A 15,404-nucleotide genomic window follows, 5' to 3' on the forward strand; every position below is an offset into this window, starting at 1 on the left:
AGGCCTCAATAGGCTGTAAGCTTTTTCGACAAGATCTGGTTACGCATTTAATTAATGTGGCTTAGCCAGAGATAACGGTGATGTCATGCTTTTTTATTAAATCGTAAAACGTAGGGCGAGTGATGCCTAACAGTTTTGCCGCGGTGGAGATATTGTTGTCGGTCATGCACAGTGCGCGGGTGATGGCGCCCTTTTCTGCGTCGTTGCGGACTTGGCGTAAATTCAAACTCAGCTCAACTTCTTGGCAAAGGCCAAGGTCATCGCAATTGATCATTTTACTGTCGGCCATGATCACAGCGCGTTTTATTTTATTTTCCATTTCGCGCACGTTACCCGGCCATTCGTAAGCTTCAATGGCGGCTATGGCGTCTGTGGTGAAGTCGGTGATGACCTGTTCGTGCTCTTTGGCAAATTGACGTTTGAAGTGGCGCGCCAATAAGACCTTATCGCCATCGCGCTGGCGTAGCGGCGGTATATCGATAGTGATTTCACTGATGCGGTAATAGAGGTCTTCTCTAAAGCTGCCGGCGGCAACCATATCTTTTAGATTTTTATTGGTGGCGCAAATCACCCGTACATCGACGCTAATTTCGGCTCGACCGCCTACGCGCTCAATGACCCGCTCTTGTAAAAAGCGCAGTAATTTGGCTTGTAGGTTGAGTGGCATATCGCCAATTTCATCGAGAAATAAGGTGCCGCTGTTGGCTGTTTCAATCTTGCCGAGGGTTTGTTTGGCTGCGCCGGTGAAGGCGCCTTTTTCGTAGCCAAATAACTCGCTTTCAATCAAATTTTCGGGCACTGCGGCACAGTTGATGGCGACGAAGCGTTGCTCATTGCGCGGACTCAGTTGATGAATGGCGCGCGCCATGACTTCTTTGCCGGTGCCGCTTTCGCCCAGCAGGCAGCAGGTGACGTTGGCCGGCGCAATTTTTTCTAGTGTGCGGCAAATTTTCAGCATGGCCGGGTCGTTAGTGAGCAAGCCTTCTAGTGGCTGTTGGCGCTGAGTTTGCAGGCGCCTATTTTCTTGTTCTAAATGGTGGATGTGAAACGCGCGCTGGACGATGAGGTCTAGTGAGTCTGGGTCGACCGGTTTTTGATAGTAGTCGTAGGCGCCCATGCCGATGGCGGCGATGGCGTGCTCTTGATCGGTTTTACCGGTCATGACAATAATTTTTGTGGTGGGCGAGATGCGTAAAATGTCTTTTACGCACTTAAAGCCTTCTGCGGTGCCATCTGGATCGGGTGGTAAACCGAGGTCTTGGATGATCACGGCTGGCTCGTGTTTTCTGACCGCAGTGCTGGCGTCGTCTCGGGTCTCAGCGAAGATGGTTTCATATTGGTCGAAATGCCAGCGCAGTTGATTTTGCAGGCCGCGGTCATCTTCGACGATGAGCAATATGGGTTTGTCTTCGGGTTTATTCATCTTGGCTTTGCTTCCCTAGCTTGCAAAAGGTGTTGGTTCTAAAACGGGCAGGGTGAATGTCACTTTTGTGCCCTTACCGACTTCTGAAAATACATCTAGCGTTCCGTCTAGCTCTTTTATGTACTCGCGGGATAGGTATGCACCAATGCCCATGCCCTTGCCCGACTTGGTGGTGTCGAAGGGTTTGAACAGGCGGTTGTTGATGAAGTCCCAATCCATACCACAGCCAGTATCCTGAATGGTGATGCAGGCGGTGTTGTTATCGACGCTCAGTGTAACATGCACACCGCCATCTTCGTCGGTTGCATCGAGCGCGTTTTTGATGAAGTGGCTGATGGTCATCACCAAGCGCACTTCATCGGCGTGAATGGTGTGGGTGGTTTTATCCAGTTTGCTGGTGAGTTGTTGCTTGCCTGAGCGACATTCTTCGATCGCTTGGCGCACGGCATCGGTGATTTTAATTTCTTCGATTAATTCGTTTTTACCGCGCTTTAGTTTTTTCAACAGGTTGCGCATACGCTCTACCGAACTGTCGATAGTGCTGATGGCGTCGTCGAAAAAGGCGGGGTTGTGCTTATGCTTTTCGGCGTTTTTTACCACCAGTGCCTGCTGGGCGATTAAGTTATTGAGGTCGTGAATAATAAAGGCCACTAGCTTATTGTAGGTGTCGAATTGACGGTTCTCCGCTAACTGCTCAGATTGCTGGTGCAGTTTCAGGTAGCTGGCCAGCTGTCGGCCGGTGGTTTTAAGTAGGTCTAAGTCTTCCCAAGTTAATAAGCTGCTCGTTTGCGGTTCGCTTAAGGCCATAAAGCCGATCAACTCTTTACCGGCAATAAGCGGAAAGATAAGCCAGAGTTCGTGAATGTTTTCCGCCCAAAGTGGCAGTAGTTCATTGTGCTGGCTAAGGGTTTGGTTATCTTTTGCCGCGGGAAAGTAAATCCATTCTGCTTCCAGCATATTTTTGCAGAAGGGGCTATTAGCAGGCTCTTTTGCGAGGTGCAGTTGGCTGTTGATGGAGAGTTGGAATACCGGCACAAATTGATCTGATTTACGTATCCAAAGCGCACCGCCCAAGGCTTTGGTAATAGATGCGGCGGCGAGAAAAGCCCGTTCGTTGGCCTCTTCCTCATTGGCCGGCAGGGCTAAGAAATTGATCAGCCTTAGCCACTCGCTGCGGTAATCGTATTTGTGGCGGAATAAGTGTTTGTTGATTTGTACAGATAGGCGGGCCCGTAAACGCGAGCTCATCATCAGCGTGACAATCATCAGCGTGGCGGCAATGAGCACCAAGCTATAGACCACCGAGCCCCAGTTGCCACCGTAAATTCGCACATAATAGCCGCCCAGTGAGAGCACCATAAACAAGCTACCAACGGCGACCAGTGAGGTGGTGTAAAAGGCGATGGGGCGCGATAACACGAGGTTGGCTGGCAGCGGGCCCTGCTGGCCCAATACCTGGCTGCCGAGTGCAATAAATAAACACACGCCGATGGACACGGCCGCGCGCGACTGCCAGAGCAGCGGGTCGTACTCTTGGAAAATGATGGCGTGACTATAGAGGTACACATCGTAAAGAAACAGCGCGCCAAGGCTGATGGTAATGAGTTTATTTTGGCGATTGTTTTCGGTGGCATAGCGATAGGCTTGCTCGACACATACCAAGCAGGCAACCGAGAGCAGTAGGGCCACCCAGGTTGAGACGTGGTAGAGCGGTTCGAATTCATTAATGGCCGCGAGCAGCACCAGCCCCGTGGCAGGCCAGCTAATGGCAAACAGTATGTTTAGGCTTGTGGGCAATTTATGCCGATTGGTGCGCGTGAGCATGTGCCGTAAGGCGAGTGTCCAGGCGGCAAAGTGCAGGCATTCAATGACTAAAATATAGTAGGGTGAAAGCGCGAAGTTACTGAAGGTGAGGGCTATGGCGACTAAGTTGACGCCGTGGATGACGGCCGCACCGGCAAAGCCAAATAGCTGGGGGTTTTTGCGTCGGCCGGCAAACAGTACCCCCGCGAGTACCCAAGCTAGGATGGCGGCACATAGAAAGGCCGTGAGCGATACCTGTGAAAACTCCATTATATTTGTCGTCCGTGAAGCAAGGGCTAGGGTTTGTTACTGGTTATTCGTTTGGTGCCACGAGCGCTAAATTGTACCGCTCGTGAAAGGAAGCAAATTTTACCTACTCGGCAACAGGCTCTAGTCTAACGGGTCTGCGTATTTGTACAAATGCCGCCGGGCCGAACTATAGTCAAATCGGGCACTGGATTGGGGGATGTGGCGGCTAATCTTCCCAATTGGTGACAGGAGTCTCGTCAAGTGGGCTTTGGGCGAGTAGAGTATCCATACCTTCACTTTTTATCGGTAGCTTTTCTTCTCTTAAACTATGGCCATAAATATTCTGCTAACGGACACTTCCTCCCCTTTAGGTATTGGCCTGAGAAATAAGTTTGAGTCCACCATCTTTCGATTTGTTGCCGAGCATCCTGCTGAGCTCAGCTGGCGGGATGAGTCGCAGGTGCGCGAATACCTAGCTGAGATAAAACCACATCTGGTACTAAACACCACCGGTTGGGGCGAGGGCGCGGCGATTAAGCCCGACTTGTTGGCCGATGGCGCCGAGTGTTTGGGGCGCTGCTTGGCGGGGTCTTCGGTCTCGGTATTACACTTGTCGAGTTATCGGGTTTTTCACGGAGAAGGCAAGGTCAGTCACACAGAGGTAGATGTACCGAAAGCGGCGAGTGATTTATCGAAAGCGTTTGCGCAAGCCGAGTCGGCCATTTTGGGAGCGCTAGAATCTTCTCTCGTGTTGCGTTCTAGCTGGGTGCTTTCTACTGAAGGCGGTAGTTTGTTGGCGCGTTTGCTGGCCGACTTTGACGCTGGCCGCTCTACGGTTATTAGCGAGCATTGGCGTGGCACGCCGGTGATGGTTAATGATGTGGTGCGCGCGGTTTACGCGGTTACGCAGCAAATTATTTACGGGGCTAATAACTGGGGTGTGATGCATTTCGGCAGTAGTGATGTGTGTTCTGAATCCGTTTTTGCCCATAAAGTTCAGGATATGGTGCAAGCAGAAACGGGCCGGCTTTTACGGCTGGAGGATATTGAAACAGAAACGGATAATAGTGCTGTTTTAGAGGTGCGACGCCTGCGCGATTGTTTTGGTTTGCAGCCTAGGAGCTGGCGCCAAGGTTTGCGCCCAGCGGTTCGACGCTGGTTAGAGCAGCGCAGTCTATTAGCGGAGGCTGACGCTACGCTGGTGGAAAATGATTAAGTGTATACCTGAGCTGCTGTGGCTGCTTGAGCATAAAAAAACCCGCTAATGCGGGTTTTTTTATGCCGCGAGTGCGGATTATTAGTCTAGCTTTTCAAACACCAAGCAGGCGTTGGTGCCACCGAAGCCAAAGCTATTCGACATGGCGCGCTTAATCGCCACTTCTTTACGCTCGGTCAAAATGTTTAAGCCTTTGGCCGCTTCATCTATCGCGGTGATGTTCGCGCTGGCACACAGAAATTTGTTTTCCATCATCAGCAAGCAGTAAATTGCCTCTTGTACGCCGGTGGCACCTAGTGAGTGACCCGTGAGTGATTTAGTTGAGCTGATGGCGGGCGATTTTTCGCCAAATACGGCTTGAATTGCACCTAGCTCGGCCATGTCACCTACCGGTGTGGACGTGCCGTGTGAGTTGATGTAGTCGATGTCGCCGTTAACCGTGGACATGGCCATTTTCATGCAGCGCTGTGCGCCCTCGCCCGAGGGGGCAACCATGTCGTAGCCGTCTGACGTGGCACCGTAGCCTACCAGTTCTGCGTAAATTTTCGCGCCGCGCGCTTTCGCGTGCTCGTATTCTTCTAAGACCAAACAGCCACCGCCGCCGGCAATGACGAAGCCATCGCGCTCGGCGTCGTAGGCGCGTGACGCTTGCTGTGGGGTTTCATTGTATTTGGTGGAGAGTGCGCCCATAGCGTCGAACAGTGCTGTTAGGGTCCAGTGCTCTTCTTCGCCGCCGCCGGCAAAGACGATGTCTTGCTTGCCCATTTGGATCAACTCCATGGCATTGCCAATGCAGTGGGCGCTGGTGGCGCAGGCAGAGGAGATGGAGTAGTTGTAGCCTTTGATTTTAAACGGCGTGGCCAAGCAAGCCGAAACCGTCGAGCCCATGGTTTGGGTGACGCGGTAAGGGCCGACGCGTTTAATGCCTTTTTCCCGCGCTATGTCGGCAGATTCCACCAAGTTAGCAGATGAGGCGCCGCCGGAGCCCATGATGAGGCCGGTGCGCTCGTTGGAGACTTGCTCTTCGGTCAGTTTGGCGTCTTCGATCGCCTGCTTCATCGCTACGTAAGAGTAGCCGGCGGCATCGCCCATGAAGCGCAAGGTCTTGCGATCTATGTGTTCTTTCAGGTCGATATCTACAACGCCAGCCACTTGGCTGCGAAAGCCCATGTCCGCATATTCTTGCTTGAAGCGAATGCCTGAGCGGCCTTCGCGCAGAGCCTCGACAACGGATGCTTTGTCAGTTCCGATGCAGGAAGTGATGCCTAAGCCGGTAACTACTACGCGTTTCATAAGTGACCTCTGAAGTGAAGTTAGGTCGAGCGCCGTCGAAAGGTGCGAGCGCTCGATCTAGCAATTATCGCACAAGAGTGCGATAGCTGCTTTTGGATTGCCAATGCAATTGAATGTTATTAGAAGGCGTCTGTGTTGCCAAATAAGCCGACGCGCAAATCTTTGGCGAAATAGATGTCTTTGCCGTCAACGGATACGCGGCCATCGGCGATACCCATGATGAGTTTGCGCTCGATCACGCGCTTCAAGTTGATGTGGTAGGTGACCTTCTTCGCTGTTGGCAAAATCTGGCCGGTAAACTTCACTTCACCTGAACCCAGTGCGCGACCGCGACCTGGATTGCCTTTCCATGCCAGGAAAAAGCCAACTAACTGCCACATGGCATCTAAACCTAAGCAGCCTGGCATCACTGGGTCGCCAGGGAAGTGGCAGTCGAAAAACCAAAGGTCTGGGTTGATATCGAGCTCGGCGACAATTTCACCTTTGCCAAATTCACCGCCTTCCGCAGAGATATGCACGATGCGGTCGAGCATGAGCATGTTGGGGATAGGAAGTTGGGCGTTGCCCGGGCCAAACATGCGGCCATGGCCACACTCGAGTAAATCGTCGCGTGTGTAGGCATTCTTTCTGTCAGCAGGGATCATATATCGCCTTTCATCGTGGTGGGGCCAAAGCCCAGTCTACAAAGCCCGCCATTCTACCGGCTGAGGAGTGGTTGTCTAGCCTAGATCTTAGGCCAAACAGCGGGTCAATGGTCGCGCGCTACGCTGAAATTGGCCAGATCGACCAAGGCCTGTTTGTAGTTGGACTCAGGCAAAACGGCCAGTTTGGCGATGGCTTCTTGCGCTTGGTACTTGGCCGCCTCAAGGGTGTAGGCTGAGCCGCCAGTGGCGTGAACGACCTCAACCACGGCGCTGAGTAGGCTGGCATCGCCATCGCGAATGGCTTTTTTTATCAGTTGCTGCTGGTTGGCGTCGCCTTTTTCTATCGCGCGCAACAGGGGTAGTGTGGGTTTGCCTTCGGCCAAGTCATCGCCCACATTCTTACCCAATGTGGCGGCGTCGCCTTCGTAATCTAGGGCGTCGTCAACTAGCTGGAAGGCAAGACCTAAGTGGTAACCATAGGCCCTGAGTTGCTCTTGCATGGTTTTCGGTGCACCCGCAAGAACCGCCGCTGCTTCACAGGCGGCCTCAAATAGTGCGGCGGTCTTCTTGTGAATAACGGTGTAGTAATCGGCTTCGCTAATGTCGGGGTTTTTGGCGTTGACTAGCTGTTGCACTTCGCCTTCGGAGATGATGTTGGTGGTGTTGGCGAGAATATTCATGATATCCATGCTGCCGATACCCACCATCATCTGAAAGGCGCGGGAGTAGAGAAAGTCGCCCACCAGTACCGAGGGCGCGTTGCCCCATTGCGCATTAGCAGTGGGGCGTCCGCGGCGCAGCGCCGACACATCGACCACATCGTCGTGTAGCAACGTGGCTGTGTGGATAAATTCGATAATGGCAGCCAGATCAAGGCGTGCGTCCTTTTTATAGTCGAGCGCGTTGGCACATAGCAGCACCAGCAGAGGGCGCAAGCGCTTACCGCCTGCTTCTACTAAGTAGTGGCCAATATTCTCCACCAGCCCTACATCTGAGTGCAGTTGCTTGATAATCAGTTGGTTGACCTGCTCGAAATCAGCGGCAACGGCTTTGTGGAAAGACAACATAGAAGTTTCACTCTGCAGGCCTGGGCGGTTGGCATGCTAGGCAGGGTGAGTGGGGGTGTCAAGGTTAGTGAATAAGTATGACTTAAGGAGGTTGCGGTTAGCTGGTCGATGAAGTAGAATCGCGCACCCTGAAATTGCACACGACGCAAGTTGATAAAATGCAAGCCTGACAGTAGGTGCGCTACTTCGTGTCGTCCAGTTTTGTGAATTGGAGCGGAAATATGTACGCAGTATTTGAAAGCGGTGGTAAGCAGCACCGTGTGATCGAGGGTGAAACCCTTAAGCTAGAAAAGATCGAAGTTGCCACCGGCGGCAAGATCGAGTTCGATAAAGTGCTATTGGTTGCCAATGGCGACAAAGTTTCTTTGGGTGAGCCTGTTGTTAAAGGCGCACTGGTTACCGCAGAAGTTGTAAGCCACGGCCGCGCTGACAAGGTAAAAATTGTTAAGTTCCGTCGTCGTAAGCACTCGATGAAGCGTCAAGGTCATCGTCAGTGGTTCACCGAAGTTAAAATCACTAGCATCAAAGCTTAATTAAAGGAGTATTGACTCATGGCTCACAAAAAAGCTGGCGGTAGTACCCGTAACGGTCGCGATTCCGAAAGTAAACGTCTTGGCGTAAAGCGCTTTGGCGGTCAGGTAGTATTAGCAGGTAACATCTTGGTTCGTCAGCGCGGAACGCGTTTCCACGCAGGTGAGAACGTTGGTGTTGGCAAGGATCACACCTTGTTCGCCAAGGCTACCGGTGAAGTGAAGTTTGAAGTAAAAGGCGCTAACAACCGTAAATTCGTCAGCATTATTCCTGCTGCCTAATTTCGGCGTATAGCTCTTGGTTTTACGGAAAGCCCTGTCGTCCGCGATGGGGCTTTTTGCGTTTTAGTCTTTATGTAATTTTTCAGCTGTGTGCTGGCAAATACCGCCCATTGCGGCAGGAGTAACGTGTGAAGTTTGTTGATGAGGCGCCCATTTTTGTAGCCGCCGGTAAAGGTGGTAACGGCTGTCTGAGCTTTCGCCGTGAAAAATTTGTCGAAAACGGTGGCCCGGACGGTGGCGACGGTGGCGATGGCGGCAGTGTGTATTTGGAAGGCGATGCCAGCCTCAACACGCTAATCGATTATCGCTACCAGCCGAAATATCGCGCCGCCGATGGCGAGAAGGGTCGTCCGGCGCAGTGCACGGGCGCCAAAGGCGAGGACGTGATTTTAAAGGTGCCGGTAGGTACCACGATTATCGATGCTGAAACCAACGAAATTCTGGGCGACATCAAGGCTGCTGGTGAGCAGTTGATGGTGGCGCACGGTGGCTGGCATGGTTTGGGCAACTTGCGCTTTAAGAGTTCCACCAATCGCGCGCCGCGCAAGACCACGCACGGTAGCGAGGGGCAGCAGCGCACCTTGAAGCTCGAGTTGAAGGTGTTGGCTGATGTCGGTTTGCTTGGCTTGCCCAACGCCGGCAAATCGACCTTTATTCGCGCCGTTAGCTCGGCTAAGCCGAAGGTGGCGAACTATCCGTTTACCACCTTGGTGCCCAACTTGGGTGTGGTTAAAGTGCAAGCGCACCGCAGTTTTGTGGTGGCGGATTTGCCTGGCCTGATTGAAGGTGCCTCAGAGGGTGCCGGCTTGGGTATTCGGTTCTTGAAGCATTTAACCCGCTGCCGCGTGCTGCTGCACCTTGTGGACATGGCGCCGTTTGACGAATCTGATCCGACTGAAAATGCGCTGGCTATCGCCAAAGAGTTGGATGCTTTTAGCCCAACTTTGGCCGAGCGCGAGCGTTGGTTAGTGTTAAACAAAGCCGATTTGTTGCCGGAGGCTGAGTTCAATACGCGCTGCGATGCGCTCATTGAAGCGATGGATTGGCAGGGCCCGGTGTTTAAAATTGCGGGTATTAATCAGCAGGGTACCGACGAGTTAGCGGGTCGCTTGATGGATCACCTGGAAGCTGTTTGGGAGGCTGAAGAGGAAGATCCTGATAAGGCAGAGGCTGAGCTTCAAGCGCAAGAGCAAATGCAGCGCGAGGCGCGCGAGCGCATTGCTGAGCTGCGCGAACGCTATCATGCGCGCAAGGCCGAGCGCAAAGCGGCGGGTGAAGATGGTGGCGATGACGATGATTGGAATGAGGACGACTACGACGTCGAGTTTGTCTACGAGCCTTAGTCTGAGGCGGCTTCGTACGACAAAAACACAATGTTAATTTACCAACACGAAGGACAGGAGTTTCATGGATACCGGTGGTAAACGTACTGAAATCGTCAATAAGCAACGCTGGGTTGTGAAAATTGGCAGCTCGCTGTTGACCAATAATGGCCAGGGTTTGGATAGACCGGCTATTGCGGGATGGGTTGAGCAGATGGGCCGTTTACGAGCGCAGGGTATTGAGCTTGTATTGGTATCTTCCGGTGCGGTTGCCGCCGGTATGCGGCGCTTAGGTTGGACTGCGCGGCCCCATGAGATGCATAAATTGCAGGCGGCAGCAGCTGTGGGGCAGATGACCCTTGTGCACAATTACGAAAAAGAATTTCTTAAGTACGACCTTCAGACTGCGCAAATTTTATTGGTGCACGACGATCTTGCTTCGCGCGAGCGCTATCTCAACGCCCGCTCTACCATCAACACTCTGATTGAATTGGGTGTGGTGCCTGTTGTGAACGAAAATGACACGGTGGTCACCGAGGAGATTCGCTTCGGTGATAACGATACCTTGGGCGCCTTGGTGGCCAACTTAGTCGAAGCTGATGTATTAATTTTGCTCACCGATCAGGACGGCATGTTCGATGCGGATCCGCGTTCAAACCCGAATGCGAAAATGCTTGATCGTCTACCTGCGTCAGACGAGCGTTTAGATGCTATGGCTGGTGAGGGCGGTGCTCTCGGTCGCGGTGGTATGGTGACGAAGGTGCGAGCAGCAAGGTTGGCGGCGCGCTCGGGCACGCATACGGTTATTGTTGGTGGCCGCATCGATAATGTCATTGATCGGTTATCGAAGGGCGAGGAATTGGGTACCCTTTTGTTGGCCGATGAGGAGCCAAAGACCGCGCGTAAGAATTGGCTAGCCGGGCATTTGCAGACCTGTGGTGAGTACATTATTGATGACGGTGCGGCCCATAGTCTGCGCACTCAGGGCTCCAGTTTGCTGCCCGTGGGGGTCACAGGTGTGTTCGGTACGTTTAACCGGGGTGATATGGTTCTGTGTTTGGATTCAGAGGGTAACGAAGTGGCCCGTGGACTGTCGAATTACAGTGCCCTCGACTCCCGTCGGATCGCAGGTTTACCTAGCGATGAGATTGAGGGTGTGCTGGGCTATGTGGATCAGGTGGAGCTTATTCACCGCGATAACCTGGTGTTAAGTCTGATTTAACGCTTAATGAGCCTGTCGTTTGTTCGAAAAAGCCTCCGAATTCGGGGGCTTTTTTATTGCCGAAGATAAGGCGGCACACGCTTAGCTGTTAGGCGGGTGGCTGCCCCCTGAGCGGACATAAAAAAACCGGCGTGAGCCGGTTTTTTTAGATCATCACAAAAACGGTCAAATTAAGCAGCGAGTGCTTTGATTTGGGCGTTCAAGCGGCTCTTATGACGAGCTGCTTTGTTTTTGTGAATGATGCCCTTGTCCGCAATGCGGTCAAGAACAGGTACAGCTGCGGCAAAAGCCGTGGTAGCTGCAGCGTGATCACCAGCTTTGATCGCTGAGAGCACTTTTTTCAAATATGTGCGCGTCATGGAGCGCAGGCTGGCGTTGTGCTTACGAGCCTTCTCGTTCTGACGAGCACGTTTTTTAGCTTGGGGTGAATTAGCCACCGTATTGCTCCTGTGAATAACTTGGTACAAATCTAGGACGCGACATTATGCGCATTTTCAAAACGATGTCAACATTGATTTGGCCTTTGGCATTTTGATCAGCCCGGCACTAGGCTTAGTTGGGTGGGCAATATTAATTAGATGGGCGGTAGTTGTTGATGGGCAAGCCTGGTATGCAGAAGATCCCTAAGCAAATGTTGCAGAAAGGGATGTTTATCGAGGAGTTTTGTGGCTCTTGGATGGAGCACCCCTTTTGGCGCAGCCGCTTCGTGCTTGCCTCGGATGACGACCTTGCGCGCATTTTACAAAGCTCAATCACGGAGCTGTGGATCGATCCCGCTAAAGGCTTGGGTTTGTCTGACGCAGAGGAGCGCGCACTGCCGGCGGTCGAAGAGCCAAATTTGGAGCAAATGGCGGCATCTGCAGCTAAGGCTAAGCCACAGCGGGTTTCAATGAGCGAGGAGTTGGCCCGCGCCGCTCAGATTTGTGATAGGGCGCGCACTGCTGTAGAGCAGATGTTTTCTGAGGCGCGTATGGGTAAGGCGGTGGACGCGGAGCACTGTAAGGCGATGGTAGAGGAGATTTCGACCTCAGTCAGCCGCAACCCCAGTGCTCTAATTAGTCTGGCGCGATTGAAAACCGCAGATGAATACACCTATATGCACTCAGTTGCGGTGTGTGCGCTGATGATCGCCTTGGCGCGAGAGCTTGCCTTGTCCGAGGCTCAAGTCAAAGAGGCTGGTTTAGCAGGTCTGCTGCACGATATGGGCAAAGCGCTGATACCCATGTCGATTCTCAATAAGGCGGGCAAGCTCACAGATGAAGAGTTTGATATCGTCAAGCAGCATCCTATGAAGGGATATGAATTATTGGTGGAAGCCGGTAATGCCGGCGAAGAGGTTATGGATGCCTGTTTGCATCATCACGAAAAGACGGACGGTAGCGGCTATCCGCACAAGTTGCGCGACGTCGATATCAGTTTGATCGCTAAGATGACGGCCGTGTGCGATGTCTACGATGCCATCACCTCTAATAGGCCCTATAAAAAAGGCTGGGACCCAGCCGAGTCGATAAAAAAGATGGCTGAGTGGAGTAAGGGGCACTTCGATGAAACGGTTTTTCAGGGTTTTGTTAAAAGCCTGGGTATTTACCCCGTTGGCTCTTTGGTTCGCCTGCAGTCTAATCGTCTGGCGATTGTCGTGGAGCAGAGTCCAGGCGCGCTATTGAAGCCCAAGGTGAAAGTGTTCTTTAGCGTGGCAAACAACACCCGTATTGCCCCTATCTTGCTCGATTTGGCTTCGAGTAAGGTGGATGAGAAAATTGTGGGCCGCGAGCCTACGGATAAGTGGGCCTTTAAGGATCTCGATGAGTTGTGGCAGGTTGAATAGTGCTGCGCGCTGACAGGGTAAGGCAGAGGGGTTAGTGCCTGCTGCGACTTAGCCTGTGTCGTTAGTTAGTGTTTGCTAATGGTTTCTACTCGATTTTGGCTACTTTCGTCGCATGAATAATAAAATCTTGCTGGTGAGGTCTCTTTGCCGCTGACACCCGAGGTGGCTGTTTTTCTTGAGTTAATGCGTTCATAGCAAGGTTTTCTGGGGTGTGGGCTGCTTCCGTTTCTACGCTTGTGTATTGTCGCTGCCAATAAACCGGTAAACTCGCTGCCTTTAAATTAACGTAGACATGTTTTGTGAGTGACGCCCCCCTCAAACCTCCGGTCGGCCCCAAAGCTCAGCACGGCTTGCTGAGAGCTAGCAGTGTCGTGTCTTCGATGACGTTTATGTCGCGTATTTTGGGTTTGGTGCGCGATATCGTCTTTGCGCGCTTTATCGGTTCGGAAGCAGGTGCAGACGCCTTCTTTGTCGCGTTTAAAATTCCAAATTTCCTGCGCCGCTTGTTTGCCGAGGGGGCCTTTGCCCAAGCCTTTGTGCCGGTGCTCTCAGAATACCGGTCGAATGGCAGCCATGCGGCGGTGAAGGAGCTGGTCAACGCTGTAGCGGGCTGCCTAGGCTCAGCCTTGTTCGTACTGACGGTGCTCGCTTGCGTCGCGTCGCCAGTGGTGGCGTGGTTGTTTGCGCCAGGCTTCGCCGGTGACGCGGTGAAGTTTGCCTTGGTGAGCGATATGATTCGCATCACCTTTCCTTATCTGATGTTAATTTCCCTCACAGGCTTCGCCGGCGCGATTTTAAATAGCTATGACCGGTTTGCGATTCCGGCGATTACCCCGGTATTTTTAAATATCACCTTAATCTTCGCGGCGTTGGTGGCGTCAGATTGGTTCGCTGTGCCAGTGATGGCCTTGGCTTGGGGGGTGTTTGTTGCCGGCTGTGTCCAACTGATGTTCCAGCTACCTTTCTTGGTGCGTATGCATTTGCTGCCGGTGCCGAGCCTAAATTTTAGGCACCCAGGCGTAAAACGCGTGCTTACGTTGATGGTGCCGGCGCTGTTTGGTGTGTCGGTAAGCCAGATCAACCTGTTGCTTGATACGGTGTTGGCGTCCTTCCTGCCCACGGGATCTGTGTCTTGGCTGTATTATTCCGATCGCCTAGCCGAGTTGCCGCTTGGGGTGTTTGGGGTCGCTATTGCCACTGTGATTTTGCCGAGCTTGTCCCGCCAGCATACTGGGGTAAATACCGAAAAGTTTTCCGCCACCCTGAATTGGTCGCTACGGATGGTGCTGCTAATTGCCTTGCCGTCGACGCTGGCGCTGTTGCTCTTGGCAAACCCTATTCTCACCACATTGTTCATGTACGGTAAAACCACCGCCCAAGATATTGCTATGTCGACAGCGAGCTTGCAGGCCTATGCCGCCGGCTTGACGGCGTTTATGTTAATCAAGGTCTTGGCGCCGGGGTTTTACGCACGCCAAGACATGAAGACGCCCGTTCGCATCGGTATTATCGCGATGGTGGCCAATATGGTGTTGAATTTGTTATTTGTGGTGCCACTTTATCATTACTGTAATTTAGGCCATGTGGGGCTAGCATTAGCGACCTCCGTGTCGGCGCTGTTGAATGCATGGCTTTTATTCAAAGGCTTGCGTTCGAAGCAAGTACTTACTCTAGATGGCGAGTGGCTCAAGCACGGCGGGCGCATGTTGTTGGCGAATATGGCGATGGCAGCGGTGTTGTTAACGGGCTTGGCCATGGCGCCGTCTTGGGCTGAATTGCCCTGGTTGATGCGGGCGCTGAATTTAACCTTGATTTGCTGTGCGGGGCTTTTCGCGTATATCGCGGTGTTGACGCTTGCAGGTTTGAGAATGAGACATTTAAAGAATCACTGAGGATTTGAGCATGGCACAGCAAGATGATGCCTTTTGGGCGCTGGTGGAAAAGTTTATAGAGCAAGCTAACGATGCGCCCGAGACCTTGGGTTTAACTGAGGTGGGCGGTGCACTGCTGTGCGCGGCGGCAAGGTTTAACGCCTACGCACTGGCGGCCAGCTCGATAGATCGCAAGTCCTTCAAGGAGGACTTTGATCAGTCTTTGAGCGATTACAGTCAGCAGTTCAAGGCGTTGTTGGCTGAAGATCTTGCGGACTACGGTGAAAACTACAAGGTGCTGATCGGCAATAAAGACGAGGACGAGCAGGCCGATGCTTGAATTAACGGACCTCATTTTTATCTTCGGCATCTTTTGGTTCGGCTGGTATAGCCTACAAGTGGCGAGGTTGAAGGAGTTATCGGTAAAAGCAGTACATCGCCGCTGCGAAGAGCAAGGTGTTCAGCTGTTGGATAGCACCGTTGTGCTGCACAAGCTCAGTGTGGCGCGCGATCCCAACGGCTGGGTGCGTATTCGGCGCATCTACAGCTTTGAATTTACCGCCACCGGCGAAGATCGAAATAACGGTTTGGTTAGCGTGCTAGGTAATCGGCTCGAGGCCATAGAGTTAGCGCCTCATCGAATCCATTAGACCCGCT

General features: G+C 52.6%; 15 protein-coding genes. 9 read left to right on the forward strand and 6 right to left on the reverse strand.

The annotated features are described in order from the left end of the window. Nucleotides 1-61: 61 nt before the first annotated feature. Entirely contained in the window at nucleotides 62-1,423 is a 1,362-nt protein-coding gene (gene prsR, locus ACGHTT_RS02780; RefSeq protein ID WP_390593356.1) for a PEP-CTERM-box response regulator transcription factor, read from the reverse strand. 15 nt (nucleotides 1,424-1,438) lie between these two features. After that, the gene (gene prsK, locus ACGHTT_RS02785; RefSeq protein ID WP_390593358.1) at nucleotides 1,439-3,496 is read right to left on the reverse strand and encodes an XrtA/PEP-CTERM system histidine kinase PrsK; all 2,058 of its coding nucleotides are present in this window, start codon (nucleotides 3,494-3,496) and stop codon (nucleotides 1,439-1,441) included. Nucleotides 3,497-3,803: 307 nt separating this feature from the next. On the opposite strand from prsK, the gene ACGHTT_RS02790 reads away from it, so the two are divergent. After that, the gene (locus ACGHTT_RS02790) at nucleotides 3,804-4,691 is read left to right on the forward strand and encodes a sugar nucleotide-binding protein (RefSeq protein WP_390593360.1); all 888 of its coding nucleotides are present in this window, start codon (nucleotides 3,804-3,806) and stop codon (nucleotides 4,689-4,691) included. A gap of 81 nt (nucleotides 4,692-4,772) precedes the next feature. Here the strand turns inward: ACGHTT_RS02790 and fabB are convergent, their stop codons facing one another. The 3 genes from fabB to ACGHTT_RS02805 form a co-directional block, all read right to left on the reverse strand. Next, the gene (gene fabB / locus ACGHTT_RS02795) at nucleotides 4,773-5,984 is read right to left on the reverse strand and encodes a beta-ketoacyl-ACP synthase I (RefSeq protein WP_390593361.1); all 1,212 of its coding nucleotides are present in this window, start codon (nucleotides 5,982-5,984) and stop codon (nucleotides 4,773-4,775) included. Nucleotides 5,985-6,103: 119 nt separating this feature from the next. Next, nucleotides 6,104-6,628, reverse strand: coding sequence for a 3-hydroxyacyl-[acyl-carrier-protein] dehydratase FabA (gene fabA / locus ACGHTT_RS02800; protein ID WP_390593363.1), 525 nt, complete (start codon nucleotides 6,626-6,628; stop codon nucleotides 6,104-6,106). Nucleotides 6,629-6,732: 104 nt separating this feature from the next. Then, a complete protein-coding gene (locus ACGHTT_RS02805) occupies nucleotides 6,733-7,695 on the reverse strand; it encodes a polyprenyl synthetase family protein (RefSeq protein WP_390593364.1) in 963 nt (320 codons plus the stop codon). 221 nt (nucleotides 7,696-7,916) lie between these two features. On the opposite strand from ACGHTT_RS02805, the gene rplU reads away from it, so the two are divergent. The 4 genes from rplU to proB all read left to right on the forward strand — a co-directional run bounded on the left by rplU (nucleotide 7,917) and on the right by proB (nucleotide 11,051). After that, nucleotides 7,917-8,228: a 50S ribosomal protein L21 gene (gene rplU, locus ACGHTT_RS02810; RefSeq protein ID WP_290260821.1), complete on the forward strand. Its 312-nt coding sequence runs from the start codon at nucleotides 7,917-7,919 to the stop codon at nucleotides 8,226-8,228. Nucleotides 8,229-8,246: 18 nt separating this feature from the next. Then, entirely contained in the window at nucleotides 8,247-8,507 is a 261-nt protein-coding gene (rpmA, locus tag ACGHTT_RS02815; protein ID WP_290260822.1) for a 50S ribosomal protein L27, read from the forward strand. A gap of 128 nt (nucleotides 8,508-8,635) precedes the next feature. Further along, nucleotides 8,636-9,850, forward strand: a complete 1,215-nt coding sequence (gene cgtA / locus ACGHTT_RS02820) for an Obg family GTPase CgtA (RefSeq protein ID WP_390593366.1) — start codon at nucleotides 8,636-8,638, stop codon at nucleotides 9,848-9,850. Nucleotides 9,851-9,914: 64 nt separating this feature from the next. Continuing rightward, nucleotides 9,915-11,051, forward strand: a complete 1,137-nt coding sequence (gene proB / locus ACGHTT_RS02825; protein WP_390593367.1) for a glutamate 5-kinase — start codon at nucleotides 9,915-9,917, stop codon at nucleotides 11,049-11,051. A gap of 170 nt (nucleotides 11,052-11,221) precedes the next feature. Here proB and rpsT read toward each other — a convergent pair whose 3' ends face one another. Continuing rightward, complete coding sequence (gene rpsT / locus ACGHTT_RS02830) at nucleotides 11,222-11,488, reverse strand: 30S ribosomal protein S20 (RefSeq protein ID WP_290260825.1); 267 nt, start codon at nucleotides 11,486-11,488, stop codon at nucleotides 11,222-11,224. A gap of 173 nt (nucleotides 11,489-11,661) precedes the next feature. Between rpsT and ACGHTT_RS02835 the strand changes: the two genes are divergently transcribed. The 4 genes from ACGHTT_RS02835 to ACGHTT_RS02850 all read left to right on the forward strand — a co-directional run bounded on the left by ACGHTT_RS02835 (nucleotide 11,662) and on the right by ACGHTT_RS02850 (nucleotide 15,397). Next, nucleotides 11,662-12,876, forward strand: a complete 1,215-nt coding sequence (locus ACGHTT_RS02835) for an HD-GYP domain-containing protein (RefSeq protein WP_390593368.1) — start codon at nucleotides 11,662-11,664, stop codon at nucleotides 12,874-12,876. Between the two features lie 380 nt (nucleotides 12,877-13,256). Continuing rightward, nucleotides 13,257-14,768, forward strand: a complete 1,512-nt coding sequence (murJ, locus tag ACGHTT_RS02840; protein ID WP_390594974.1) for a murein biosynthesis integral membrane protein MurJ — start codon at nucleotides 13,257-13,259, stop codon at nucleotides 14,766-14,768. Nucleotides 14,769-14,778: 10 nt separating this feature from the next. After that, a complete protein-coding gene (locus ACGHTT_RS02845; RefSeq protein WP_390593369.1) occupies nucleotides 14,779-15,087 on the forward strand; it encodes a DUF3144 domain-containing protein in 309 nt (102 codons plus the stop codon). Beyond that, nucleotides 15,080-15,397, forward strand: a complete 318-nt coding sequence (locus ACGHTT_RS02850) for a DUF3301 domain-containing protein (RefSeq protein ID WP_390593370.1) — start codon at nucleotides 15,080-15,082, stop codon at nucleotides 15,395-15,397. Before ACGHTT_RS02845 ends, ACGHTT_RS02850 begins: the two co-directional genes overlap by 8 nt. The last annotated feature ends 7 nt before the right edge of the window (nucleotides 15,398-15,404 follow it).

It is taken from the genome of Simiduia litorea, assembly GCF_042853465.1.
GTDB classification, from domain to species: Bacteria; Pseudomonadota; Gammaproteobacteria; order Pseudomonadales; family Cellvibrionaceae; genus Simiduia; species Simiduia litorea.

What these genes read in the sequence shown, in the direction of transcription:
- ACGHTT_RS02805 (WP_390593364.1), bottom strand. Translation starts at nt 7,695, where the DNA reads ATGTTGTCTTTCCACAAAGCCGTTGCCGCTGATTTCGAGCAGGTCAAC.
- prsK (WP_390593358.1), bottom strand. Translation starts at nt 3,496, where the DNA reads ATGGAGTTTTCACAGGTATCGCTCACGGCCTTTCTATGTGCCGCCATC.
- ACGHTT_RS02835 (WP_390593368.1), top strand. Translation starts at nt 11,662, where the DNA reads ATGCAGAAGATCCCTAAGCAAATGTTGCAGAAAGGGATGTTTATCGAG.
- ACGHTT_RS02850 (WP_390593370.1), top strand. Translation starts at nt 15,080, where the DNA reads ATGCTTGAATTAACGGACCTCATTTTTATCTTCGGCATCTTTTGGTTC.
- fabA (WP_390593363.1), bottom strand. Translation starts at nt 6,628, where the DNA reads ATGATCCCTGCTGACAGAAAGAATGCCTACACACGCGACGATTTACTC.
- prsR (WP_390593356.1), bottom strand. Translation starts at nt 1,423, where the DNA reads ATGAATAAACCCGAAGACAAACCCATATTGCTCATCGTCGAAGATGAC.
- rpmA (WP_290260822.1), top strand. Translation starts at nt 8,247, where the DNA reads ATGGCTCACAAAAAAGCTGGCGGTAGTACCCGTAACGGTCGCGATTCC.
- murJ (WP_390594974.1), top strand. Translation starts at nt 13,257, where the DNA reads ATGACGTTTATGTCGCGTATTTTGGGTTTGGTGCGCGATATCGTCTTT.
- ACGHTT_RS02845 (WP_390593369.1), top strand. Translation starts at nt 14,779, where the DNA reads ATGGCACAGCAAGATGATGCCTTTTGGGCGCTGGTGGAAAAGTTTATA.
- ACGHTT_RS02790 (WP_390593360.1), top strand. Translation starts at nt 3,804, where the DNA reads ATGGCCATAAATATTCTGCTAACGGACACTTCCTCCCCTTTAGGTATT.
- fabB (WP_390593361.1), bottom strand. Translation starts at nt 5,984, where the DNA reads ATGAAACGCGTAGTAGTTACCGGCTTAGGCATCACTTCCTGCATCGGA.
- rplU (WP_290260821.1), top strand. Translation starts at nt 7,917, where the DNA reads ATGTACGCAGTATTTGAAAGCGGTGGTAAGCAGCACCGTGTGATCGAG.
- proB (WP_390593367.1), top strand. Translation starts at nt 9,915, where the DNA reads ATGGATACCGGTGGTAAACGTACTGAAATCGTCAATAAGCAACGCTGG.